Below are 25,047 nucleotides of genomic sequence, written 5' to 3'. Positions count from 1 at the left end.
TAAAAAAGTGGCAGACATACAACTAAAATCTACCACTTGTCACAATCCTTAAACCATGTCATCTTCACCAGCGCCACAATTATTTCTGATGTATACTACCGCATCCTCTCTCTAAAGCCATCTCAATGTAACGAACCAGCAAACTTGTCACAGTACTTCATTCAGTTCCATGTTGTTATCACCGGACTAATCAAAATACCTGTAGATTTTAACTGATACTCATATGACCATGATGTTCCAACAGTTCTCCAGGCATCCGGTCCAATCCATATTTCCGTTTGATTACAGTTATGAACAGGCCCAAATGTATTGACACGATTACCATAAACAATCAGTTCCAAATGGTGCTGTCCCTTATCCAATCGCCCGGTTCTTAAACAATAAGGTGAAAAAGCAATTCTTCCCACATCTATTCCATCCATCTTTACACAGATTACCGGCGCACGGAATTTGGATATCTGAATTTCTATATCCTCTACGGAGCTTTCCAGTTCAAAATCTACATGATAAGATATATTGCCCCCGTAAAAAGGCAGGCCCTGACCGCATAAATCACCAAAAGCAAGTTCCCTGACCGGTTCCGTAATATATGTTTGTCTCCCACGCAGATTAACACCAAAATCTCCTAATAAATATACATTTTCAACGGGAATCTTCCCATTAAAAACTATTTCGAGCTCCAATATATTCAAACCTGATTTTACTTCACCCAGCTTTATGGTTTTGATATCCTCATCTACATACCAGCCCGAAACATTTATCTCTACAGCTTTTCCATTCCACTGCACTTTCGTATGCTCAGGCTGCTCCAGTGCCAGCAAAGCTTCCTCTATCTTCTGCATAGCCTCGACCCGAAATCTTAAATGCAATATATGCTTCTCTTTCTCCCTCTCCTTACTTTCGGCATCGGTTTCCACCCAGGGCTGGGCAAAAGCCTCTGTACGGAGAGGCATCCCTGATTTTTCCCGGAACTTATTATCAATTCGTAATATATCCTCCTCATCGTTCCAGCTTTCTTCATCAAAGGCGTACTCCGCACGGTCCAGCAGTAAAACATTCGGTTCATGGACAGTTACCGGCACTAAGCAGGGTATCCTTACCTTTTGTACTTTTTCTGCTCTTTCTCCTTTTCCGCTTTCCGTCGTTTCTGCCAGAACCTGCTCACCACAGGGAAATAAACGGTACAAAAAGGAATCATGTTCATAAGAAACTTCTTTCCAGTGGGTTTTCCCCTTTTCATATTTAGCAGGATGTCTCTTTATACTTCCAGTAAGTGCATCATACTTTTCCAGTTCAAAATTCCCCGGCACGGTAAAATGTAGTGCTTCCGCTTCCGCCAAATCAGGATTTTCCGGCTTTTCACAATGGGCCACGAACAGCCATCTTTCTGTTCCCTCTTCTCTCATCTGGTATAACAGATTTGCACTTCTTTTCCCAGCACTGTCACGAATATCCAAACTCCGGTAAGGCTCTAAAGCTTCCAGGATTGCCTGCCTGGAATATCGGATTTGAGAGCAGCGACCAGCAAACTCAACCACTTCCACATCAGGCATGCCATCTACAAGCTCCGGAATCCTCCCTGCAAAAATCACTTTACCTTCCCGGCTTCTAAATTCCCTAAGTCTCTCCAGGGTGCTTCTGCGCAGAGTCATACAATCAGGTATTAATACCACATCATATTTCATGGCTCCGGCCTGGAACCCTTCCTGATCCTCCTGTACAAAATCTTCCAGCAGGGATTCAGAAAGAAAATCAAAATCTATAAGGCCAAGAAGAAGCCATCTTACCAGATTTACAAAGTTTTCTTCCCTCTCTCTGCGAATTTCATCCGTGTGCTCCCGGGTACCCCAGTAGAGCCAGTAAGATTCAATCGGATGTATCACAGCAACTTTTACACACGGCTTTCCCCTGGTCAGTACAGTATTCAATCTGGCAAAATAGTCCTCTATATAAGAATACTCCTCATACCAGGGCGACTGATGTCCTATAGATGCCGGATAATCTCTTTTGGCCTCTCCACTCATAGATGTCCATGTAAGATGATGGGCTCGGCAGGTTACCCCCAATGCCGCCTGCCAGTCTCCTGCCATTTTATGCCCCCGAAAATCAAAATCCCAATTGGTCACTCCATAAATTTCACTGGTCATTCCCGGTGCATTGAACTGGTGCACAGCACTCTGCACCTGCTTTGCCGTAGTGAGTTCTCTGCGGTCACACAAAATATCCATTCCAGGTATCCCAAAGGAACGGTAAGAACGCATAGCCTCCCCTAATGCCATCGTCTGGCATTCCAGAAAAGGTTCCCGCATCATATGGCCGGTCAGCAAAATACCATGTTCCTCACACCATCTGCCAATTTGATCCGCATAGCTTTCAGTAAAGCGCTGGCAAACATGGTCATGATAACGGTACCGATGTACAGATATCTGATTATTCGGCAAATCCCAGAAAATCTCCGGCAGATAATCCAAAAATCCCTCCCCGTAGGTTGCCTTGTAAGTTTCTTCAAAATCATCCGTATATGGGATGGTCTGACACTTTTCCTCCTCTGCATATCCCAGCTGAGTCTTAAAAGTAAATTGAGGCTCGTCAGTAAAAATCATTGGAACACTTTTTCCAAACTCCTTTCCCAGCACCTTTTCATACGTTTCATAGGTGATATGAATAAACTCACGGATTGCCTGAGGATTCAAGGTATCCACATAGGACTGGTTATTGAACCAGGGGCTGTCTCCACTGATTTCCAAATAAGCGTACCAAATTTTCCAGCCATCTTTCTTCCATTCTTCCTGTAACTTTTCTTCACTCTTAATCCTTTTGTATTCGGACAACCAGCCGTCTGTCAGCTTCACTCGATACCGTGCAATTAATCTTCTCTTTTTACCCGGTGCAGCCTGTGCACTTGCTCTGTTTACCGGCTCTTCCCATAATTCGTCCTGTGTAAGCTCGCTGGGTGAAAATAGCAGAAAACGGCTGCGATATGCTTCATTCTTTGTTACTAACCCGCCGGCATATCCGGAAGGCCATCTATCTTCATCATACAGACAGATTTTCAATCCAAGCTCCATTGCTTTTTCATGGGCAAAAAGTACCATATCCATAAACTTTTTCCCAAGATAAGGCATATTCATGCCTGTCCTACTGTGCAGATATGCGCCTCCCATTCTCATTTTTTGAAAGTCCGCCAGGGTATGTATCACCTTCGCCTCTGTCATATCACAGTTCCATGCCCAAAAAGGAGTTCCCCTATATTGAGAAGACGGATTTTGAAACTCTCTCTCTAAATTCTCTAACTCAAAATCACTTAATCGATCGGCCTGCATAACTGAATCAAATCCTCCAATCTGGCGGTTGCCATACATTCTACGGTATCAGAAGCTCCGTAGTAAATTTTTACCGTCCCATCATCCTCCAAAATAAGGCCTCCCGGAAAAATAACATTGGTTCTGAAACCTTCTTCAACCTCATATTCCGTTTCCGGGGCAATAAGTGGTTCCTTATATATACCCACAATTTTACATGGTTCCTCCAAATCAAGCAGCATAATCCCTGCGCAGTACCGTTTCTGCCAGCAGGCCTCCCACCCGTTTTTTCCTCTTTTCCTGTCAATATCCACCGTATGGAATAATGTAAGCCATCCTGCATCTGTCTTTACCGGAGGTGCGCCCGGTCCGATTTTATTATTGGCAAAAGGAATATCCTCCACTCCCAGGAGCAGTTTTGACTCCCCCCAGTATTTTAAGTCTGGTGATGTTGACATCCAGATATCAAACCGGTCAGTTCCGCCTCTGGAATACACGGGAAAAGGTCGCTCCAGTCGTACATATTTCCCACCGATCTTTTCAGGGAACAACACCATATTCCGATTATCCGGCACCGTCAGGCATAATACCTCAACGGACTTGAAATCATTTGTCACTGCAATGCCCCCGCGCAGCCCGTGGGTAGTATCCACTGCAAAACAAAGATAGCATTTATCCTCGATCACTGTAAGACGCGGGTCATACACTCTCGTAACATCAGGATTACCCATATCCTCTACTGTCAGGAATGGCTTCTCCTGCACCTCCCAGCGGATCCCATCCTGCGAAAAAGCAATGCCTATTATACATTTGCCGAATGCCCCCACTCCATCAAACTGATAGTCGTTCCGAAATGCCATTATATATCTTCCATGGTACTTAATGACACCTGCATTAAAAGTGCAGTCTGCCTCATAAGGAATATCCTTTTTGCTTAACACCGGTTTGCCATTGTTATAGCGGGTTATCGCCTTACTTGATTTCAATTCCGGCAACATCTTAGCCATATACTTTTCCTCCTGTATTCACTGATTTCTGTATTCTGCTGATACATTCCGTAATATCCTTTAACTATAGTTATTCTATTAATTTCATCAGTACCAATGCATAGACCTCATGTCCCGCTTTCGTTGGGTGATTTATTCCATTGGCAAGTAATTTTGTGAGCATATGCCCCTGTTTCACAAAGGCTTCCCAGATCATATAGGTGTCTGCAAGACAGACCTGTTCCTCCTTTGCCAGCTCACGAATGCATTCTACTCTCTCCTCCAGCCTGACAGGCCCCCGGGACAGCGGATTAGGGCATACCATATTAGGCGTCATCAAAATAATATCCGATTCTGTCATTTTTAGTATTTTCCTGATTATATTTCTCAGGATTTCTTTATACTCTTCAGTCGTTCCCTCACCGCCCCAGTTGATAGCTCCATTAATCAAGACCAAATCCGGCTGATAACGGATCACATCCCTCTCCAGCCTGTTCCACATTCCTATAACGGTATCTCCGGCGATTCCGGAATTGATCACACTCACACTTGTCTGTTCGAATAAGTCAATCAGTTTCCGACGGAAGCGCTCATGATAAACTTCTCTTGCATCTGTGATTTCTATTATCTCTCCAGCTTTCGGCTGCCACTCTCCTTTTAAAAACAACTCCAGCTTTTCCTCTTCCATGCACCATTCAAAATGCCCTGCCGTCACACTATCGCCAAGCGCTACAATAAGTGGGTTCCTTTTCTCCAGACTGTCAGGAGTCTTTCCCCACGCGTTGAGCTTTCCTATGACTCCTGTATTTTCTTTCATTTTTTTGATAAACTGTTCCGGTCGGCATACACTTTCTATCGTACTATTTCGCGTCAGTTCTAAAAATTCATTTACCCATTCTATCGGCATTTCAAAATTGGTCTTCATTTTTCCAGGGCACGCTTATCCTTTCACTGATCCAACAAGTATTCCTTTTGTAAAATATCTCTGCATAAAAGGATACACACACAGAATCGGTAAAACGCATATAATAATCGTAGCCATCTTTAATGTAAATGTATTTACATAAGCCATATCTGCCGCGGCAACTTCATTGGAAAGCCCTGCACCGCTGACCTCCACTACCATTTCCCGCAACACAAGCATTAACGGCCAAAGTTTACGGCTGGATGTATAAAGAATTGCATTAAAGTAAGAATTCCATTGGGCTACCATATGAAAAATGACAAATGTCGCAATAGCGGGCTTGGAAAGAGGAATTATGATCTTCCATAAAACCTGAAATTCATTGGCGCCATCTATATAAGCAGATTCCTCCAAACTGGCTGGCAGTTGGGCAATAAAGTTCTTCATTAGAATAAGATTATAAGCTCCCAGACAACCCGGAAGAATTAATGCCCAGATTGAATCATACAGTTTTAGATTCTGAATCAGATAAAAATTAGGAATCATGCCGCCATTGAAGAACATGGTGAAAGTAATTCCCCCTAAAATAATACTTCTTCCCTTTAAATCATGCTTTGTCAGGGGATAGGCTGTAAGACACAGCAACGTAATATTTAACAGCGTTCCTATGCAGGTAATAATCAAAGTGATACGATATCCCGAATATATCAGCGGAAAGTTCAGAAGCTTTTTATACGCGGAAAAATCCAGAGTATTCGGAATCATTTTCATAGGATTCTCAATATATTCTGCATAAGGAGTCAAAGAGTAAATAAACACATATAGCAATGGGTATAAGCAGATCAGGGCAAACAACGTCAGCAAAACATAAATAAATATGTGATAAGCAGTATCAACCAAAGACTTCCTGTAAGGCCTTAACGCTTTTTCTTTTTTTATTGACAGTAGAGACATTTTTCTTCATCCTTTCTGAATATAGAATTAATGGCTGCCGTTATGGAGAATAAGAGTCAAAATAACCCTTCCTCCCCAAGTTTTTTGGATATCCAGTTACTTCCCACCAGTAAAATAATATTGATCACTGCGGTAAAAAGCCCCACCGTTGTGGCAAAAGAATATCGTCCGCTGAGCAGGCCTAATCGATATGTGTAGGTCTCAAACACTTCTGATACCGTAAGGTTCCTTGCATTCTGCAATACAAATATTTGTTCAAACCCATTATTCATAACACTCCCAAGGCGTAATATCAGCATAGTCACCACTGTTGAACGTATCCCAGGAAAAGTAATATATCGCATGCACTGAAATTTATTGGCTCCGTCTATTCTGGCTGCCTCATAAAGCTCCGAAGAGATTCCTGTAATTGCCGCAAGATAAATGATGGTTCCCCAGCCTGATTCCTTCCAGATACTACTCAAAATGATGATGGGATAAAAGTACTTATTTTCTGCCAGAAAGTAAACAGGTTCCCCACCAAATATAGTAATGAGGTTGTTTAGAACTCCGTCTACAGGAGAAAGAAAATTCACAAGTATTCCACCAATTACCACCCAGGACACGAAATGCGGCAAATAAAACAGTGTTTGCAACGTCTTCTGATATCTTGCGTTCTTAATATCATTCAGAAAAAGTGCCAGAATGATTGGAATAGGAAATGTAAAAGCAATACGCAAAATACTAAGTGTCAGGGAATTTTTGAAAACCATATAAAAATTTTCAAGCCTGAACATATAGATAAAGTTTTCCAGGCCTATCCAATCGCTTCCCAAAATACCTTTTTTAAAGCTGAAATCCTTAAAAGCAATGAGAATTCCATACATAGGGGCATAATGAAAAACCAGGAAATACAGTATGGCAGGTATTAACATAATGTAAAAATTCTTTTTCTTCTTTACATATTCCCACCCATTTCGAAACTTACTTTTAGTATTCATATATTTACTCCTCTCTACTGATTGAATACCCTTTCCCGTGATAGCCAATCACAGTATGAATCTTATTATGTAATCCTGATTGGCTTATCGTAAATAAAAATAATGCTTTTATATAGCATGGGACTGGATGCAAATGATTTGTGTTATGCCTGGGAAAAAATGTTATTGCATCCAAATCTCTTTCTTTAATATAATGAAAAGGATGAAAAGGCTTAGGGGGTATTTCTCTATGAATATAAAAAAAGTGAAGAAAGACTTTATGATCATTTTATCTGTATTGTTTTCTGTTCTTATAACCATTGGAACCCTTCTGATTATGTCAATCATGAATTCCACATCCTATCAACAATTGCAGGCTGCAAGCAACAGTATTGCAATACAGACCGCCAACGGCTTTGATTTCGCCATCACACAAATATGGGAACAAATTGACAAAACAGCTATCTATGATGATGAATTAGCCACGCTCGCCTCACAGCGCTATGAAAACAGTACAAGTGCCCGGGAAGTCTACAGCCGTCTGCGCAATATCAAGCTTGGAAGTCCTTATATCACAGCGGTCTATCTCTATTCCCGGGAAGAGAACCGATTTCTGGATGCAGACAAGGGATGCAGCTACCTGGCAGAAGACTTTCTGGATCCTATGATTCATGACGCCGTCTCTTCCTCACGTCATATTACATCTGTTACACCCCATTTGGTTCAATTTTCTACAGCAGAAGAAAGTATTCTGTGTTATACCCTGATCGTTCCGTTGTTGCACTACTCTAATCACACTGGCTTTTCTCTCTGCATCCAGGTTAATCTGGACAAGCTATGTGCAGATATCTTAAACAATGGACAAAATAGCGGAATAGAATTGTATATTTGCAATAATGAAAATATTGTACTTGCCGCTTTGACCCGTTCTGCCATCGGGGAAAAAATAGAACAATTAGAAAAGCAGTTTCCAGAACCATCCCCTCTCAGTTTGATCCTGGGACGCAAAGGAATTATGTGGGCAGGAGCATGGTCTGAAAACTTAAGCTGGCATTTTTATATACAGATGCCCTATGAAATCAAAATCCCGAAAATATTTAATACTTATGCTATTCTCTGGTTGATCTTTCTTGTAGTATTAGTCATCACCTCTATGGTATATATCCTTTTGCGCTTTATGATGCGTCCCCTTCAAAAGGCCGCCCTGGAGTTAAATGAAAAGCATTTGAAAGAGTTATTAATGGATTCCTATCTAAATGCAGATGCCGCAAATGACCTTCAGATCTTTACTGATATTTTTTCCAGAGCCATTTTTGCAGGTAATTGTCATCGACAGTCTGCACAATTTAAATGATTTCTCCCGCTCTGCCCTATCTGTGGTGGAAGAAGTAAAAAGCAACTCCGGTATAAAAGTATATCCCACATCTATAACCGGCAGCCGTATTGCCCTGATATACAATTGTAACCCCAAAAATATTGATGAAAAAACTTTTCTCCACCGTATACTGACAGGCATAGGCAACATATATCCAAAAGAAGCTTATCTGGCCCTCAGTCTGCCAAAAACAAATATAAGCCAGCTTCCTCTGGCATATAAAGAATGTGAAGAGATCCAAAACAACAAATTATATATGAAAGACCACATCCTCCATTATAAAGAGTTAACTGACAAACGAATGTCCTTCTCTTATCCGACAGAAATAGAAAAACAGTTGATCAATAACCTGCTGGTAGGCAATCAGGACGGCTGCATACTATATATGGAAAAGTTCATTGCATATGTTTTGGATAATGATGCTATTTTTTCAGATAATCAGATTACAAACGCAGTCTATCAGATGCAAAATGCAATCCTCAAGCGAATGTCTTCCCTGCCTGTATCTGTAAATACCACTTCTCTGGCAACATTGCGGGAACAGTCATCAAAGGATGAGATAAAAGACTTTTTAATGGAATTCATCTCTTATTTGTCCGACAAGATAGCTCGTAAAAACGAAAAGGCTGAAAATTTAATTGACCAGTCCATCATGGAATATATTGATTCCCATCTCATGTATGAAGACTTTAACCTCAATCAGATTTCGTATCAGTTTAATCTAAACAGAAATTATCTGGCAAAACTGATTAAGGAAAAGACCGGACAGAACTTTAATGAATATGTCAATCAGAAAAAAATTGCCATCGCAAAAGATCTTTTGCTTTCCACAAAACTTAATATAGAAGAAATCGCTCACCGTACAGGCTTTAGTTACTCTCATTACTTCATCAAGATATTCAAAAGCAGGGAGGGTATCACTCCAGGACAATATAGAGAAACCTTTTCCAGTGGCAATAATGCATAATGATAACAACTATATGCAATGCGCAATATCCCTGTTATCCCATCCCATTATTTGTATTTACAGTCATGTCACCCCTGGGGATAATAGAGCCATCAAAGCCATTGAGCAGAAAGAGAGTGAAAATCTATGAGAAAGCAAAACAATCAAAAACACAGGAAACGAATAACTGCCGCTATTTGTATGTGTATGGGCATGGTATCGGCACTTGTCGGATGCGGGAGTTCAGCAGGTGAAAATAAAAGTGGTGACCTGCCGGTCATTACAATATTTAATCGTGTGAATCCTGATGTTGTGATTGAAGACAACCCCCTTATAAAGCTTCTTGGAGAAAAGGTTGGCGTTACAATTGAGTATAATGCGCCACCTATCAACAATTATGACGAAAAGCTGCAAATCACTATGGCCTCTGAGACATTGCCGGATATCATCTATAACTGGCATGCCGCCGACAGCTACTTTGAGTCCTGGGCTAAAGATGGACTTCTGGCAGAGCTTGACGACAAGATACAGAATTATCCTAACATAATGGCTGCTGTCTCAGATGAATGCTGGGAAGCCGTTCGTTCTACCAATACCGGCAAGCTGCATGCAATTCCCAAACCAAACGTCGATAACCACTGGGGCATTATTATTAACCAGGAATGGCTTGACAACCTTGGACTCAGCCTTCCTACTACACTAGAAGAGTTCAAAGACGTCTGCCATGCATTTACCTATGATGATCCGGATGGGAACGGAAAAGATGATACCTATGCATTATCATTTCAAAAGGGACTGGCACTGACAGCTTTCCAGGCAACTTTTGGGCTTTCCGAGAATCGGGATTTTGATGGAAATTACAAAATCACTCAAAAGAAAAGCGGTTATATACCTTATCTGACCTATATAAGAGAGTTATATGCAGATGGAGTAATAGATCCGGAATTTATTACCAACGAACGCGGCACAGATCAGGAAAAACTCTTCTCCGGAAAAGCCGGTATTGTTTTGGATCATCAGAACGGCGTACTGAGTTATCTTTCAAAGGATCCCGATGCCTGTGAAAAATATACCTATATTGGACCGCTCAAGCAGCCAGGAGGAGAAAGTGTCTGTTATGTCACTCCCTCCTTTTGGGGAATGTGGATGATCTCTGCTGATGCAGATGTGGATCAGTGCCTAAAGCTCATTGATTATGCCATGTCCGATGAAGGATTCCAGCTTCTGGGCGTTGGTACTGAGGAATATTACAATTCCTACGATCTCGAATCCCGGCAGATCGATCAGACAGCCGAACAGTCTGCAAATGCCGCTAAAGTGACCAGTAGTTATTTAACCTTTGCTTATGCCAAGGATGGAACTGCCCCCTTCATTGAAAACGCAACTACACCGGAGCGTATTGATAAATTTTACAAAGATTTCAACGCCATGAAAGAATCCACTACTATTATAAGGGTTCCTGCTGTTAAAGCTTCCATGTATACCACCTTTACAACAGACAACCCGGATCTGGTCACAAAACGAGAAGAATATGAAGTAAAATATGTTGTCGGAGAAATTGATGAAGCTGAATTTACACAATTTTTGGAGGATGAATATTTCCCTGCTGTTGAAGCAATGGAGGCGGAATATATCCAGTGGCTGGAAGAATATGAGTCTAAAAACTAAAATGCGGATGAAATCGCCATTTCCTGCGGCTGCACTCAGGGGAAACACCGCCTAATGTGGAGGGCCTGGCCAGAAAGCACACGCTTCCTGTCAGGCCCTCCAGGAACTTTGCCCGCCAGCAAAGGTTCCAGGTACCAGTCAGCTTTACATACCGATTTTCAAAGTCCTTAACTAACTGACATTGCCCATGAAAAGTAACGGCACCGGCAACCTTTGCCGGATACATTTTCCATGGCAGCATGTTTAGTGAAGATTCCGACTATGCAGTATTATAAGCCGATCTGCGGCATTATCACCTGAAACTTGCAGAGAAACAGGCGGGAGAGGGGCAGCTCAATATCGGCCAGCCCACTGTTCATCCTCCGAATCTCGGTATGCCTCCGCCAAAATATACCGCAGCTCTTCCAGAGTATACCGCCCCCTGTTCTCCAGCCCCAGGAATTCCGGACGGGCCGGATACGTTATAAACATGTCTCCCCCTTCTCTGCATCTGGCCCAGACGAACACTGTATATAACCTGGTAGACTGCGTAATGATATAATCTTCATAGTCAATTCCCGCCAGGTCCTCTTCAATGATATCATATGTCAGTCCGTTGAACTGACTGGGAACCATGTCACCCCCGTAAACGGAAGCTCCCCATTGTGGCATACCATTTTCATCCAGTGTATAGACAGCATATGCGCCATCCTCTTTCGGGCCGTCGATGCCCCTGCCAGAACCGGGAACCACATATATCGTTTCCTCCGTCAGGACCTGGCTGAAATCTGACATATCCTCCGCCAGAAACCACTGGTTGTCAAGTGTTCTATATACCTTCATCACTCCGGGTACCCCGTCAAAAACGGACTTCGCCTCCTCTGAAAATTCCGGCGTAAATTCCTCCCGACGCTCCTCCAGAAGCGAAGAATCCCCGCTTCCCCAAAAGCTGCCATTCCCCTGCCCGCCGTTACGGTCCGCCTGCTCTGAAAGAAGCCTCCTTCCCGTTCCCAGCGCCAGCACCAGACAAAGTGCTGATACAAGCACCGGCACACACCGTTTCAGCCATGCCGCCTCTCTTCGATTCCGCGTTACTGTCTGTCCTTGATTCAGCCCTGCTGTCTGCTCTCCATGTCGTCTTACTGTCTGCCCTCGATTCAACTTTAAAGTCTGCTTTGGTCTTACTTCCTGCCCTTGATTCAGCTTTACCGCCTGCGCTTCTTCCACAAATTCATCTCTCACATTGGTAATAGCGGCATACAACTTTTTTGCACCTGCTTCTCTCATAATGTGTAGCCCTCCTGTTCCAGTCTGAATTTCAGCTTCAGCCTGAGCTGATACATCTGCTTTGCAAGCTTTCCCCGGGTCACACCCCATTCCTTTGCAAGCTCCTTTATGGTTTCGCCGTTCCAGTAGCGCCTCATAAAAAGGACGCGGTCAGTTTGAGCAAGATCATCCAGCCACCCGTTGATTATTTCCGTCAGTTCTTTTTCTTCTATTTCATGCTCTACGGTCCGGGGCGACGGAATACAGTCCTCCAGCTCCCCCAGAAGCTGTGTCATTCCGTGATACCGCTTTTGCCGGTGATTTTTATTCCACAGATTAATTGCAATATTGCGCACCACTCTGCCCAGCCAGGCGCCGAACCGGTCCGGTCTCTGGGGCGGTATGGCGTTCCATGCCTGCAGATAAGTATCGTTTACACATTCCTCCGCGTCTGCGTCTGCAGACAGTATATTTCGTGCAATTTTGTGGCAGAATGCGCCGTATTTTAATGCCGTTTCTGAAATTGCCGCTTCATCACGCTGGAAATACAGCTCCAGAATATGCATATCCTCCATTCCCCTCCTCCTTCCCTCACGGGAGCCCTTTCCGTGTCCCTCATTTATAAAGACAGGATTCCGGAACAAATATTCCTGTCCGCTTCTAAAATTTTTTATCCTGGTTGATTTTTTCTTTTCAACTTAAACCTGAATGTATTGTAAACCAGAACTGTCTTGTCTACAATAGAATTACAGCGCTGATAACATTATGGAGGTACTTACTATGAAAGATCTGGAAATGAACCTGAAGAAAACCTGAATGAACAGAGAACTTTTTATCCTGGAAGCAGTATACACGAACGGGCTGACCCATATTCCCGTGACACGTTTCGTGAACGATATGGTCCGTGACAACAGGCTGAATATTTATGTGAACCCACCCTTTATCGGGATCTCCTTCAACTGGGATAAAATAGAAGTGAATCATGAAAATTTCCCCAGCAGCACTGCCTGTGACACCCCGAAATATCTGACTTTAATCTATCTGAATTCCCATGGAATTCATGTCATCAACTGCCCGGAAAATGATGCGCTCTGTTACGAAAACAATCACACACAACTCCGGCTTTGGGACCATACAAAATGCATCCTGCAAAAGGTCGTACCCCTGTCCTAGAAAGAAGGGATGGGCTTCTCCGATGCTTCTCCGATGCATTGCCACTATCATCTGATATTTCCGATAGTGGTCTACGATAAAGATTCACACGAAACATATCGTCAAAAATCTGAATCTCAGGACTTGGAAGTCCATACCGTTCGGCCGCCTGTTTTATTAGCCATCTTGATGCCAAAACCCTGCAGGTCCTCTAAAGTAGCTTTCCACGCAAAAAGGGTTCCGAAGAAATCTCCGAAACCCTTGAATTTTACTGTAATTTTATGGATTACACTACTCGGGCACGGCCCGCATGCCGCAAACTTTCCATTGCGGCCCTGCGCATAAAAGGCTTCAATACCGTATCGTTATGGATATCTCCTCTCCTTTGGCAAAGTGATACCTGACAGAGTTCTTTTCCATTGGAACAGACCTGCCGTTGATCTCAAAAACCTTTGCTTTCTCAGGACATCTCAGGGTAAGGCTCTGTTCCCGGAAGGAAAGCAGCTTCGCCGTAACGCCCTCTTCCGTCCACTCCATCTCCTTCAGTTTTGCCCAGGTGTACAGCCAGATTCCATATATTTTTCCGGTCCGATAATACTCCGGCAGCGTCGGAAGGAATTCCACCACGCCGGGACGGGAGAAGATGCACATCTCCAGCAGAATCGCAGGCATGGCTCCCTGCAGATCCGGGAACTGGCCTCTGTAGGGGAAGTGGGCGGTGGACAGATTACAGCGGACAAACCCGTGACAGATCAGCTGTGACAGATTCTGCTCCAGTTCCTCCATATCTTTCAGTCGTATGGCGCATAACGCGCGGTGAATGATGCCATGGGCGGAATCATCCTGCTGCCCCCGTTTCCTGTTGGAGATTCGGATGGCCTCCGCGATCTCAGGCTCTGTGTCGGGGAATACCGCTCTGCCTGGCCACAGATCATAATGATGGGAAACATGGCGATGATTGTAGTTTTCCTCGATTGCAGGCCAGGCCCATTCCTTTAATCCGCCTTCCTCGTCAAGCACATAGTCGGGAAGGGATTCCAGCTGTTCCTGCCAGTGAGCCATGTTCTCCTGCTCTATGCCCAGCACATCGCAGGCATCTATCAGATTGGTCAGCACCTCCCGGCAGATGGCGATATCCATCACGGAGTTGATTCTGGTAGGGTTGATGCTCCTGCAGGTAACCGTCATATAGTCCGGATTCGGGGTGGGATCCTCCGGTGAGAAGGAAGGACAGAAGATTACCTTTCCTCTCTCGTCCCGGTCGCAGGCATAATCCTCAAAGAAAAGGGCGATTTCCTTCAGAGCCGGCACCACCCGGGTCCGCAGGAACTCCCTGTCATCCGTACACAGATAATAGCCCCAGAATTCATTGTAAATCCAGCCCAGGCACCCGGTCCAGCAGTAATGGGGGTAAGTCCGGGAAAAATGATAATACAATCCAGAATCATAATCACAATGCACGCTGGCAAGCAATCCCCTGGCTCCGAAGAGCAATTTCGCATTGGTGCGGAAATCATCGAACTTTGTCTCGTAATAGCGGAAATAAGTATCCATCTCTTCAAACAGACCGGTGTTATTTCCCGCACATACCTGAAGATTGGTGTTGATATTGTGCTGTCCCCACATGGGCGGAAGCTTGCCTGTGTCAATAATCTGGTAGAAGCGGCCCATGTCAAAAAGCTTGTTCATCAGCATGGGATCCAGTTCGTTCACACTGTGGCAGCGTTTCAGCAGTTCCTCTCCGGAAAGGACATAACTTTCCGGATCCCCCAGCTCCAGACCGGAAAACTGCATACGCTCCCCCAGCCTTGCCCCATTGGACTCCACAAAGGAATCAAAATCCGGCACAACCTGCAGAAAATCTTCCGTCACCGAATCCGCGCACGCAAACTGGAAATTCTCCTCAAACCGGACGGTTTTGCTTAAGATCAGAAGGCTGTCCGCCCCCGTCACCCGGATTCCATTGTCTATCACTTCGCAGCTGCCTCCCTGCCGCACAAAACGAATCACAGAAACGTACCCCTTTTGTCCATACTCGGGATTGTATGCAAAAGCCAGCTGAAACAGGTCTGCACTTTTTTTCAGAATGTCAGTTGACCCCTGCATGGCAGGATTGCCAAAGCGGTCCTTCTTTTCCGGATAATGGAAATCAATCTTCACATCCAGCATTCCTCCGGGGGCCGTAAGCCTGGTGGCGGTAAAATCCCCGTCGTATACAGCAAGAGATTCACTCTCATAGACTCCACATGCATTCTCCCAGTGGGCCGTCACCTTTCCCGACAACAGGTCCAGCCAACGCAGATAATTGTGGGTGTCGGGTCTCTCCGGCTGTGTGAGGATCAGGTGAAAGGCCTTATGTACATGCAGACTTGCCATGGGATAGACAATCTTTGCATCCAGATTCATATACTTATCATGTCCCGCCTCTCTCTGGGCCTGATCTATCAGCCTGTCAGCCAGCTCCGGTTTGCCTTCCATCACATACCTGCGTATATCTGCCATATAAGGCCGCAAGTCCGGCACATCAGGGGTCTTTGCCCATTTGGGCTCATACAGAAGCTCCTGTGTCACCACAATTTTGTCATGGTAAGGCCCTCCGGCAATGTCCATGCGATGGGACCCGTTTCCGGTATAAAAATAATCGGATTCTTCTGCTGCCGGCTTGATAGAGCAGACGCTTCTCTCGGAAAGTATCCCATAACGCTTTTCAACCGGCATAAATTCGTATTCATAAGAAAAAGGTATTGTTTTCATTTTCTGCTCCTGACTGAAATTATTTATTATAAGACGGCATCCTCATACTGCTGTATGTGAGCGTATGGCTTATGCCGCCCCGGAATTTTTCCCGGTCGAAATCTTCTTGATCCACTTTCCGCCTCTGAGCCGGAAGACGCACCACACTGTCTTGGCGATCTGGTCGAACTTCAGACAGGTATAGATCCAGAAAGCGGGCAGCCCCAGCACAAAACCGGCCAGAAGACCCATGGGAATGGACAGCACCCACAGAAAAATATTGTCTGCCAGCATCAGCATCTTCGTATCCCCGCCGCCTCTCAGCACACCCTTTGTCATAATGCTGTTAGTGGACTGGAAAATCATGATAAATCCGATGGCCTCCATCAGCTGTGCGGCCACTCCCGCCGTCTCTGCGGACACATTGTAAGCGCTGATCACAGGCCCGCTGATAATGGTAATCACCAGAGCGGCAAACAATCCCAGACTCAGGCCAAGCCCCATAAAGGCATATCCCTGGTTCAGCGCCTTCTCCCGTTCTCCCTCTCCCAGTGTCTGCCCGGTGACAATGGCGCCTGCCTGGGCCACACCCTGGGTCAGCACATTGCTCATCTGCTGGGTAACGCTGGTAATGGCATTGGCCGCCACAAATGCCACACCCAGATGGCCCACTACCATGGCCACTGTGTTGTTGCCGATGGCGAGAATACCATCGCTGACAAGAACCGGAATGCTGATTTTTACGTACTCTCCTATCAGATCTCCTGTCTTCATCCCCAGATGTTTTATGCGGAAGCCGATGGCTTTGTCCTTGAAGAACAGATAACCGCAGATCATGCCTGCCTCGAATACCCTGGCGATCAGCGTTCCCAGGGCTGCGCCCGCAATGCCCATCCGCGGCATTCCCAGCTTGCCGAAGATAAAGGCATAATTGGCAGCAATATTCACAAAAAACGCTCCAATGGACACATACAGCGGCATCCGCACCTGACCCACACTGCGCAGGACAATGGTGCAGACAAGGGACAGGCCCAGGAAGAAATAAGTAATAATGGAATATCTGAAATAAATCGCCCCCAGAGAGATAATCGACTCTTCTGTGGTATACATACTCATGATGGTATCGGGTATTGCAATAGTAGCAATGGCAAATAAAAACGCCAGCCCCAGTGTAAGCCGCACCATAATACAGATAGTCTTTTTCAGCGCCTGGGCCGACTTCTCCGGTTCGCTTTCCCTCATTCCCCAGTATCTGGACACCATCACCGATGCCCCCATTCCCAGACCCATACAGAAAATATGATAGATATTGATAAACTGGTTGGCCAGTGAAGTGGCGGAAAGCTCCACCTCTCCCAAAGTTCCCACCATGATAGTATCCAGCATATTCACTCCGATGGTAATCAGACTCTGGAGGGCAATGGGCAATGCCAGCGTCACTACCTTCAGATAAAACGCTTTGTCTCCGGAAAACAGCTTCTTAATAATCTTCATTCCATTTACTCCGTTCTTCTTAAATTTCCACATATAATACACAATGGCGGCAGGACAGTGCACGCCGGCTTTTATTCTGCCAACACAGAATCATTTTATCACAGTTCAGACAAAACGCTGAACTGTTACGATACACTTTTAAAACATTTTCAGAAATTCCCGCAGGCATCTCCGCCACACGGTCCACTCATGATACCCCGGACAGCTGTAGGATACATAGGGGATTCCCTTTTCCTTAAACTCCTCAAACTGCTTCGCGAGTGTCGTCACAATCTTTTCTTCCTGCTCTCCGTAACCGAAAAACAGCAGCTTTACGCGTTCCTTAAATGCCTCCGGGTCCTCAAAAGCCTTCATGTAATCCTCTTTCGCATACCAGCGCCTCTCCGGCGTGCCGCTGAAGATACCGATATAGGGGAACATTCCCAGGTGGTTCAATGTGGTCATCACGGTCTGGTAGCTTCCCATGGACAGTCCGGCCATGCCGCGTTTTTCAGGGTCCACAGAATATTTTTTCTCAATAAAGGGCATACAGTCCTGCAGCAGCATACTGTCAAAATCTCCGGCCAGAAAATCCTCCGGCTCCGGCGCCAGGCAATACAGGCAGTTCATGACAATCAGCAACTCCGGACATTCTCCTGCGGCAATCAGGTTATCCGCGATCAGATTAGCCTTTCCCTGCCATACCCATCCGCTCTCGCTCTCTCCGCCGCCATGCTGCAGATAGAGCACCGGATACTTTTTCGTCCCGTCCTTCCCGTATCCCGGCGGTGTATAGACATAACAGGCTCTGGTGCGGCCGGTGACGCTGCTGGGAAAATACTCCAGACGCACCTCTCCGTGCGGCACATCCTTCAGAAAATAGAAATCTTCGTCCCCTTCTTTCTCAAAGAAATTTACCGCCTTGTGCGCACCGTAACCCACCGGCGCCTGTGGATTTATCACATTTACTCCGTCGCAAAAATACTCATGATAATGAAATCCGGCCGGAATTCCGGACAGCGTAACTCTGAAATATCCCTTTTCATCCTTCACCATGGAACGGTGTTCTCCCGTCATGGCGCTGTTGCCGAATCCGGCCACTTCCATGGTCTTCGCCTCCGGCGCATAAAAACAGAATGTCACGTCTCCGTTCTCTTCTACTCTGACTCCCGGTTCCTCTTCGAAATGCCTGGGCCCGATTCCCTCGGTTCCCTTGTGCAGCCGCATCTGCAGATATGCGGGGTCAAAAAAGACTGCATGGCTCTCCAGTGCTTCGTTTCTCTTATTTTGCATATATTATTTCTCCTGATTATAGTTCCGTCATAAAATGCCCATGCCCCTGAGGGGGAGTAATTTTCACCTGCACAGTTCGCATCTGAAAATTCTCCCGGGCTTGTTCATTTTATGACTGTTTTTAGTCGCTACGCGACGGCACTAAAGTGTAAAGTCCCTTTATGCGCATGTCCTTCGCGCATTGCGCACAACCTTATGAGAGAAACTTTCTCTCGAAAGAGCACTCATGAAAGTTTCTCTCGTGCGCCTTCGTGACTTTACTGTTCTATTTTAGTTCCGTCATAAAATGCCCTTGCCCCTGAGGGGGAGTAATTTTCACCTGCACAGTTCGCATCTGAAAATCCTCCCGGGCTTGTTCATTTTATGACTGTTTTTATTGTCGCTGCGCGAAACCTACTTGCCCTCAATCATCTCCCCGATCTGCTCGATGATCAGCTTGATGAAGTCGGATTCCTGGTTGGTGCGCACCACAGGGCCGTCTCCGGTGAAGAGCATTTCCGTTCTGTGCGCCTCGGTATAGCTGTCCCAGTACGGCATGTCTGTGCCGTCCGCATCCTTCCCGTTCGGATCTCCCGTGCTGATGAAATTGGCCCAGTAGTTGCACATCTGTCTGGCCAGATCGTAATGTCTGCCCACAAAAGGTCTCCAGCATTTAGCCAGGGATTCAAAAAAGAACCACAAATCCACCGAATGGAAGGTACCCGGATTGTCCCAGCCCGGAATATCCGGCTGGAAGCTGTAATAATAGTTCTTTCTGGGTTTGTCGCCTTTTTCATTGGCCAGGAATTCGCTTCTCACCGTACAGCTGATACCGCTTACCGGTGCATATCCGCTTTCCGTCTTCACATGTGCCTCCGGACAGGCCAGGAATCTCTCCGCCCGCTCTCCCAGCAATTCTTCGGCCATTTTCTTCATTTCCTCTTCATTTGCCGCGGGAATCTCATTGTGGAATTCATCTCCCGTATGTCCTGCCATCACGCTTACATCCACACATTTACCCGCCGCATACAGCACAAGGGGATCTCCCACACAGAAGCAGTTATCCAGCACGGTGAACATGGCCGGATGCTCTCTGGTGTATTCTTCATAGCGGTCACGGATAAAGGCTGCGTCCAGTTTTCGAGCTTCCTCCAACGTCTTTACGCCCAGGAAATCGAAGAACGCCGCGCCGTTCTTCTCCGCGCTCTCCAGCTTCTCCGGATTTCCGATTCCACCCTTTCTGTAGGGGCTCCTTATCATGGCGCTCATGATGATCGCCTTCTGGAAAAGTCCTTCATTGTCCCGGCAGGCCATCTGAGACAGCACACTTCCGCCGCCTGCCGACTGCCCCGCAATGGTGATGTTCTTCGGGTCGCCGCCGAAGGCCGCAATATTGCGCACTACCCACTTTAATCCCGCCTGCTGATCCAGACTTCCGAAATTAGAGGGCGCTTCCGGCTGTTCCTTTGTCAGCTGAGGATGGGCAATGTAGCCGAAGGCATTGACACGGTAATTGATGGACACCACCACGATTCCTCTTCTGGCCAGACGCTCTCCGTCGAATTCCATCTCCGCAGGATAACCGCACTGAAGGCCTCCGCCGAAGAACCATACCAGCACCGGACGATTTTCATCCGCGGCTTTTGCACCAGTCCACACATTCAGGTACAGACAGTCTTCATCCATGTCAATCTCCGGGTCCACATGCCATTCTCTGCAGTAAATATCGTCTCCCAGCCCCGGAATGCTCTGCATTGAAATAGGAGCAAAGCGATAGGCTTCTCTTACGCCTTCCCAGTCCGCCGCAGGCTGGGGCGCTCTCCATCTGTTCTCTCCCACGGGAGGAGCCGCGAAAGGAATTCCCTTGAAAGCCGTGATTCTGGGATCCGCCGCCTCTATTCCCCGCACCATTCCATTTTCTGTCTTTACTGTTCTAAGCATGAAAATACCTCCTGAATTATAGTTCCGTCTCCAAAGATCACATGCCCCTGTAGGGGAGCAATATTCAGCTGCATAGAGCGCATCTGAATATTCTCCCGGGCATGGAATCTTTAAGACTGTGTTATAGTCGCTGCGCCACAGCTCTAAAGGGTAAAGTCTCTTCGGCACACACCTCAGGAGAGAAACTTTCCTGAGAAAGTTCACTCATGAAAGTTTCTCTCGTGCGCCTTCGACTCTTTACCTTCTTCATTTTTACTTCCGTCTCCAAAGATCACATGCCCCTGTAGGGGAGCAATATTCAGCTGCATAGAGCGCATCTGAATATTCTCCCGGGCATGGAATCTTTAAGACTGTGTTATAGTCGCTGCGCGACAGCTCTAAATACTGTTTCCTGTTACTGTTCACTTCCCATCTTTCTCGGGTCAATGTGATAGATTTCGTTCTCCTTCAGTTCCCTGAAGGGGCCGGGAAGCACTCTGCCGCTGTCTTTCGCCGCTTCCGTTCCCAGGAAGTCCTCCGTCCAGATCACCTGTCGGCCGACTTTCGACTTCTGTTCCAGTTCAGTGACATCCACAGTCCCCACGTCCTGGGCATGTCTCACAAATTTCCTCCGCTCCAGCTCTTCCGGCATTCCGAACAGTGCCTGCCCGGCTTCCCTGAAAGTGAGTGTATACTGTTCCGTATCAACTTCGATGTCAAACCATCCCTCCTGCCCGGTGAGGTCAAATCCCTCAAATTCCTGCCAGGCCGGCAGATTCAGGCATACTTCCGGTTCCGGATAAATCACTCTCAGATAACCGCCCATCAGCTTCACATACAGATTGCCCTCGGATGTATTGTCCCTGGTGGGGAATTTGATGGCCGCTTCTTTACAGTCATAGAAAATATTCCCGGCCAGAACCGCATCTCTGGAGGTTCCGCCCCGCTCCAGCCCGTGCATGCGGAAGCCCACCGGTTTGGCAAAATATCCCGCACTCCTGCATTTTCCGATGAGATTGTTCACCACGCACATCCGGTCCGTACCTTCGCCGTAAACGGCATATCCGTTGACGACGCTGTTCTCCGTCAGCTTATACCAGCCCGAAGACCCCGGTTCCGCCGGAATCTCATTGGGATTGAATCTTCCCTCCACATTCCAGAAGATATTATGGTCGATCAGGTTTACGCCTTCTCTGGTACACTCAATGAACACCGCTTCCCTCTGTTCGATTCCATTCAGGAACAGATTTCTGGTGAGGCGATTATTCTCATTGCCGCAGTCCAGCCAGATATGATCCGCACGAAAAGTGTCCCGGAAAATGTTACGCCGAAACAGGCCGTTTCTGCTGTTGTGCAGCTTCATCCCGCCTGCCTCCCAGGAGAGTTCCATGCGCTGCCAGCCGGTTCCCACAATCAGATTGTCCTCCACCAGCATATTCTCCGCGTGCAGGCCCGCAATACCGCACACTCCTGCATCCTTAATCGTACATCTGCGGATGACGCTGTTTCCCACAATCTGTTCCGGATTAAAATCATGATGCCAGCATTCGTTCCCCACGTCAATGGCCACCGCATTGGACCAGTCAATCACACAGTCCTCGATAATCCAGTGATGTCCCCTGTAACAGGACAACGCCCCTCTCTGAGGCACCGGTGCTCCGGTAGCCGCATGGGCGAAAGTGATTCCCTTTACCTTAATGTAAGGTAAAAAGGGCTCTTCCGGCGCAAAGCACTGTTCTCTGCAGGTAAGCTCAATGACATGGTCCGCCGGGTTGCCGTCCCCGGGCAGCCTGAAATGAACAGTCTGGCCGTTGGCCTCCACCCAGTAGCTTCCGTCCTGACGGGACATATGATTGTACAGACTCACCTGCTGCAGAGGCTTCCCGTCACAGAAAACCATCCCTCTCCGATTCAGGTAGGTGGTCATGTCAGTCTTGTCGTATTCTATGAACAGTCTGTCGTGAAGAATGTTCACTGCACAGAAGGGATTGTAACCCCGGAACATATCCGGGTCCAGCCTGTGCTGCCAGATACGCATTCCGGAAGCGACAGGCTGTCCGGGAAATCCGCCGATGCGCCAGCCCTTGCTTTCCGTAAAATCCCGCACCTGTTCAGAGGCTTTTACAATGACTTCTCCGTCGCCGAACGCCTCGTAGCTGATCATCTTGTCAGGGGATTCTCCACCCCTTCTGGGTCTGACCCATTCTCTGTAGGTACCGCCGTGAATCAACACGCGGGTTCCGGGTTCTGCCGCTTCCGCCGCTTCCTGGATGGAAAGAAAGGGACAGGCAGCACTGCCGTCCCCTTCTTCCTTTTTCCCGCGGGTACCATCCACATGAATTTCTCTTACAAAATCATTTTCCTTCTCCCAGAACGGAAATTCTGTTCCGTCCGGAAGCAACGCTGTGGTATCCACTTTCATTGTCATAATTTTTTCCTGTTCTGCAGATATCCTTCCGGCATTCCTGTACTTTCAGATATCCTGTACCTGTATGCCGCCGTATCTGCTGTCAGCTTTTTTGACTCCAGATTCTGTTTCTTCCATTTCGTTCTTTATGCCTTCTTTAACAGCAGCACATTCCAGGACAGAGGTTTCACATGAGTCTTCAGCACGCCGTTTTCAAATACGCCGCCCTCATTGGCCACAGGTTTGATGACATCCGGCTCCTCGAAGGTATTCCGGACATCCAGATCTGTAGTGCACATTTCCTGATGTCCCACAAATGTATAGTTCTCAAAGCCCTTTACATCCAGGGTCAGAGGATACTCATTCTCTTCGCTGCGGTTGATGACAAACACTGCCAGCTGCTCTTTCTCCTTATCCCAGGCGGACGCGGCGTCAATGTAGTTCATGCCTTCCTTGCCGGTGTACTGTGAAGTATCGTCGATGGCATAGCCGGGCATATCAAAGGTTTCGCTTTCCACTGCGGTCCGCATGGAAGTTCCTCTTGCATATTCCATCATCTGGCAGTAAGCATAGTGAGAAGCCGACTTCCAGACATGGTCATGGTTGGATGAGCAAAGCGCACCAAGTCCGCCTGTCATACAGCCGATCTTCACTCTGTCCGCATGACGCAGGAATGCAAGCTGAATGGACAGCATGGACAGCATCTGCAGCAGATCTCCACCCGGTCTGAAACGGTCTTCCATCTTGTCAGGATCATGCAGGATATACTTCCTCTCCGGATCAAATCTGTAATGGGCACGAATCATATTGTGATAGCCATATCCCGGATGCAGCGGTGTGTTGGGGCGCATCATTGCTCCATACTCGTCGAAGGAAAGCATGATCTTCTTCGGGGAACGGCATTTCGCACCAATCAGGTCGCAGAGTGCTACCTCCGTATTGATAAAGTCCTCATAGTAAGCGGAACCGCCCAACAGAGCCTTTATATCTCCGGGAGGTGCGCTGTGATAATGATGCATGGAAAGATAATCCACGGAATCATAGCATTCCTGAAGCACGGTTTCCTCCCACTGAGGATAGTGGTCCATAAAGGAAGCCGAGGATGCGCAGACTGCAGTCTCAATCCGTCCGTCAATCCACTTGATTGCCTTCGACACTTCGTTTGCACGCACGCCGTATCCTCTGGGATCTTTATCCCAGGAACCCAGCTGCCAGGGGCCGTCCATCTCATTGCCCAGATACCAGGTCTTTACATCATAAGGTTTCTCATGTCCGTTCTTCCGGCGCAGATCTGACCACCAGGTTCCGCCTTCATGATTGGTGTATTCCACGATATCCATGGCATCGCGCATGTCGCCGGTGCCCAGGTTGATGGTGTAGAGAGGCTCTGCCTCCACTTTCTCCGCCCACTGCAGATACTCGTCATGCCCTACTTCATTGGTAATGTACTGATGCCATGCGGGGTCAAGTCTTACTTTTCTCTCTTCCTTCGGTCCTATGGAATCTTTCCAGCTCCATGCGGATACGAAATTACCGCCGGGCAGACGTACTGCGGGCATATCCGTCGCTTTCAGCGCGTCGATAAAGTCGCGCCGGAATCCCTGCTCGTCAGCCGTGGGGTGTTTGGGATTGAACATGGTACCGTTTACCATGGAACCGATGGGCTCCAGGAAAGTACTGAACAATCTCGGAGAGATTTCTCCGGTCTCGTAGGAAGGGTGAACCGTAATTTTTGCTTCTCTTGCCATTTT

At 46.8% G+C, this 25,047-nt stretch carries 18 protein-coding genes; 4 read left to right on the top strand and 14 right to left on the bottom strand.

Annotated elements, in window-relative coordinates; genetic code table 11:
* Positions 1-161 precede the first annotated feature (161 nt).
* From NSB25_RS04905 to NSB25_RS04885, 5 genes are all read right to left on the bottom strand, one after another.
* Positions 162-3,215, bottom strand: a complete 3,054-nt coding sequence (locus NSB25_RS04905) for a type 1 glutamine amidotransferase family protein (RefSeq protein WP_242982301.1) — start codon at positions 3,213-3,215, stop codon at positions 162-164.
* A gap of 89 nt (positions 3,216-3,304) precedes the next feature.
* The gene (locus NSB25_RS04900) at positions 3,305-4,309 is read right to left on the bottom strand and encodes a glycoside hydrolase family 130 protein (RefSeq protein WP_103238318.1); all 1,005 of its coding nucleotides are present in this window, start codon (positions 4,307-4,309) and stop codon (positions 3,305-3,307) included.
* A gap of 70 nt (positions 4,310-4,379) precedes the next feature.
* The gene (locus NSB25_RS04895; protein WP_103238317.1) at positions 4,380-5,213 is read right to left on the bottom strand and encodes an SGNH/GDSL hydrolase family protein; all 834 of its coding nucleotides are present in this window, start codon (positions 5,211-5,213) and stop codon (positions 4,380-4,382) included.
* Between the two features lie 15 nt (positions 5,214-5,228).
* Positions 5,229-6,146: a carbohydrate ABC transporter permease gene (locus NSB25_RS04890; RefSeq protein ID WP_103238316.1), complete on the bottom strand. Its 918-nt coding sequence runs from the start codon at positions 6,144-6,146 to the stop codon at positions 5,229-5,231.
* A 56-nt stretch (positions 6,147-6,202) separates the two neighbouring features.
* Positions 6,203-7,174 (bottom strand): ABC transporter permease, encoded by a 972-nt coding sequence (locus NSB25_RS04885; RefSeq protein ID WP_242982300.1) that lies wholly within the window; start codon positions 7,172-7,174, stop codon positions 6,203-6,205.
* A gap of 181 nt (positions 7,175-7,355) precedes the next feature.
* Between NSB25_RS04885 and NSB25_RS04880 the strand changes: the two genes are divergently transcribed.
* The 3 genes from NSB25_RS04880 to NSB25_RS04870 all read left to right on the top strand — a co-directional run bounded on the left by NSB25_RS04880 (position 7,356) and on the right by NSB25_RS04870 (position 11,094).
* Positions 7,356-8,459, top strand: a complete 1,104-nt coding sequence (locus NSB25_RS04880; RefSeq protein ID WP_103238314.1) for a cache domain-containing protein — start codon at positions 7,356-7,358, stop codon at positions 8,457-8,459.
* Positions 8,419-9,447 (top strand): helix-turn-helix domain-containing protein, encoded by a 1,029-nt coding sequence (locus NSB25_RS04875; RefSeq protein WP_172454954.1) that lies wholly within the window; start codon positions 8,419-8,421, stop codon positions 9,445-9,447. The genes NSB25_RS04880 and NSB25_RS04875 overlap by 41 nt, the downstream gene beginning before the upstream one ends.
* Positions 9,448-9,573: 126 nt before the next feature.
* Complete coding sequence (locus NSB25_RS04870) at positions 9,574-11,094, top strand: extracellular solute-binding protein (RefSeq protein ID WP_103238312.1); 1,521 nt, start codon at positions 9,574-9,576, stop codon at positions 11,092-11,094.
* Here the strand turns inward: NSB25_RS04870 and NSB25_RS04865 are convergent.
* From NSB25_RS04865 to NSB25_RS04855, 3 genes are all read right to left on the bottom strand, one after another.
* Complete coding sequence (locus tag NSB25_RS04865; protein ID WP_146039977.1) at positions 11,084-11,335, bottom strand: hypothetical protein; 252 nt, start codon at positions 11,333-11,335, stop codon at positions 11,084-11,086. The genes NSB25_RS04870 and NSB25_RS04865 overlap by 11 nt on opposite strands.
* A 92-nt stretch (positions 11,336-11,427) precedes the next feature.
* Positions 11,428-12,360 (bottom strand): hypothetical protein, encoded by a 933-nt coding sequence (locus NSB25_RS04860; RefSeq protein ID WP_103238311.1) that lies wholly within the window; start codon positions 12,358-12,360, stop codon positions 11,428-11,430.
* Positions 12,357-12,914 carry an RNA polymerase sigma factor gene (locus NSB25_RS04855; protein WP_103238477.1) on the bottom strand — a complete coding sequence of 186 codons (558 nt, stop codon included), beginning with the start codon at positions 12,912-12,914 and terminating at the stop codon, positions 12,357-12,359. Before NSB25_RS04855 ends, NSB25_RS04860 begins: the two co-directional genes overlap by 4 nt.
* Positions 12,915-13,155: 241 nt before the next feature.
* Between NSB25_RS04855 and NSB25_RS04850 the strand changes: the two genes are divergently transcribed.
* Positions 13,156-13,512, top strand: a complete 357-nt coding sequence (locus tag NSB25_RS04850) for a hypothetical protein (RefSeq protein ID WP_103238310.1) — start codon at positions 13,156-13,158, stop codon at positions 13,510-13,512.
* A gap of 330 nt (positions 13,513-13,842) precedes the next feature.
* On the opposite strand, the gene NSB25_RS04845 is transcribed toward NSB25_RS04850, so the two are convergent.
* The 6 genes from NSB25_RS04845 to NSB25_RS04820 form a co-directional block, all read right to left on the bottom strand.
* A complete protein-coding gene (locus tag NSB25_RS04845) occupies positions 13,843-16,245 on the bottom strand; it encodes a glycosyl hydrolase family 95 catalytic domain-containing protein (RefSeq protein WP_103238309.1) in 2,403 nt (800 codons plus the stop codon).
* A gap of 69 nt (positions 16,246-16,314) precedes the next feature.
* On the bottom strand, positions 16,315-17,718 hold the full coding sequence (locus NSB25_RS04840; RefSeq protein ID WP_103238476.1) for an MATE family efflux transporter: 1,404 nt from the start codon (positions 17,716-17,718) through the stop codon (positions 16,315-16,317).
* Positions 17,719-17,856: 138 nt separating this feature from the next.
* Positions 17,857-18,990 (bottom strand): alpha/beta hydrolase-fold protein, encoded by a 1,134-nt coding sequence (locus NSB25_RS04835; RefSeq protein ID WP_103238308.1) that lies wholly within the window; start codon positions 18,988-18,990, stop codon positions 17,857-17,859.
* 393 nt (positions 18,991-19,383) lie between these two features.
* Complete coding sequence (locus NSB25_RS04830) at positions 19,384-20,910, bottom strand: carboxylesterase/lipase family protein (protein WP_103238307.1); 1,527 nt, start codon at positions 20,908-20,910, stop codon at positions 19,384-19,386.
* Between the two features lie 394 nt (positions 20,911-21,304).
* Positions 21,305-23,317 (bottom strand): right-handed parallel beta-helix repeat-containing protein, encoded by a 2,013-nt coding sequence (locus NSB25_RS04825; protein ID WP_242982299.1) that lies wholly within the window; start codon positions 23,315-23,317, stop codon positions 21,305-21,307.
* A 125-nt stretch (positions 23,318-23,442) separates the two neighbouring features.
* Positions 23,443-25,044 (bottom strand): alpha-L-arabinofuranosidase C-terminal domain-containing protein, encoded by a 1,602-nt coding sequence (locus NSB25_RS04820; RefSeq protein ID WP_103238306.1) that lies wholly within the window; start codon positions 25,042-25,044, stop codon positions 23,443-23,445.
* Positions 25,045-25,047: the final 3 nt, after the last annotated feature.

The sequence above is a fragment of the Acetatifactor muris genome (assembly GCF_024623325.1).
Lineage (GTDB): Bacteria > Bacillota > Clostridia > Lachnospirales > Lachnospiraceae > Acetatifactor > Acetatifactor muris.
Note: the sequence above shows the minus strand (reverse complement) of the source record. Positions and strands in the feature narration are given on the sequence as shown.

Bases quoted from the DNA above. Each gene is read 5' to 3' on its own strand.
- NSB25_RS04905 (WP_242982301.1), bottom strand. From the start codon at position 3,215: ATGACAGAGGCGAAGGTGATACATACCCTGGCGGACTTTCAAAAAATG.
- NSB25_RS04900 (WP_103238318.1), bottom strand. From the start codon at position 4,309: ATGGCTAAGATGTTGCCGGAATTGAAATCAAGTAAGGCGATAACCCGC.
- NSB25_RS04895 (WP_103238317.1), bottom strand. From the start codon at position 5,213: ATGAAGACCAATTTTGAAATGCCGATAGAATGGGTAAATGAATTTTTA.
- NSB25_RS04890 (WP_103238316.1), bottom strand. From the start codon at position 6,146: ATGTCTCTACTGTCAATAAAAAAAGAAAAAGCGTTAAGGCCTTACAGG.
- NSB25_RS04880 (WP_103238314.1), top strand. From the start codon at position 7,356: ATGAATATAAAAAAAGTGAAGAAAGACTTTATGATCATTTTATCTGTA.
- NSB25_RS04870 (WP_103238312.1), top strand. From the start codon at position 9,574: ATGAGAAAGCAAAACAATCAAAAACACAGGAAACGAATAACTGCCGCT.
- NSB25_RS04865 (WP_146039977.1), bottom strand. From the start codon at position 11,335: ATGCTGCCATGGAAAATGTATCCGGCAAAGGTTGCCGGTGCCGTTACT.
- NSB25_RS04860 (WP_103238311.1), bottom strand. From the start codon at position 12,360: ATGAGAGAAGCAGGTGCAAAAAAGTTGTATGCCGCTATTACCAATGTG.
- NSB25_RS04855 (WP_103238477.1), bottom strand. From the start codon at position 12,914: ATGGAGGATATGCATATTCTGGAGCTGTATTTCCAGCGTGATGAAGCG.
- NSB25_RS04850 (WP_103238310.1), top strand. From the start codon at position 13,156: ATGAACAGAGAACTTTTTATCCTGGAAGCAGTATACACGAACGGGCTG.
- NSB25_RS04845 (WP_103238309.1), bottom strand. From the start codon at position 16,245: ATGAAAACAATACCTTTTTCTTATGAATACGAATTTATGCCGGTTGAA.
- NSB25_RS04840 (WP_103238476.1), bottom strand. From the start codon at position 17,718: ATGAAGATTATTAAGAAGCTGTTTTCCGGAGACAAAGCGTTTTATCTG.
- NSB25_RS04835 (WP_103238308.1), bottom strand. From the start codon at position 18,990: ATGCAAAATAAGAGAAACGAAGCACTGGAGAGCCATGCAGTCTTTTTT.
- NSB25_RS04830 (WP_103238307.1), bottom strand. From the start codon at position 20,910: ATGCTTAGAACAGTAAAGACAGAAAATGGAATGGTGCGGGGAATAGAG.
- NSB25_RS04825 (WP_242982299.1), bottom strand. From the start codon at position 23,317: ATGACAATGAAAGTGGATACCACAGCGTTGCTTCCGGACGGAACAGAA.
- NSB25_RS04820 (WP_103238306.1), bottom strand. From the start codon at position 25,044: ATGGCAAGAGAAGCAAAAATTACGGTTCACCCTTCCTACGAGACCGGA.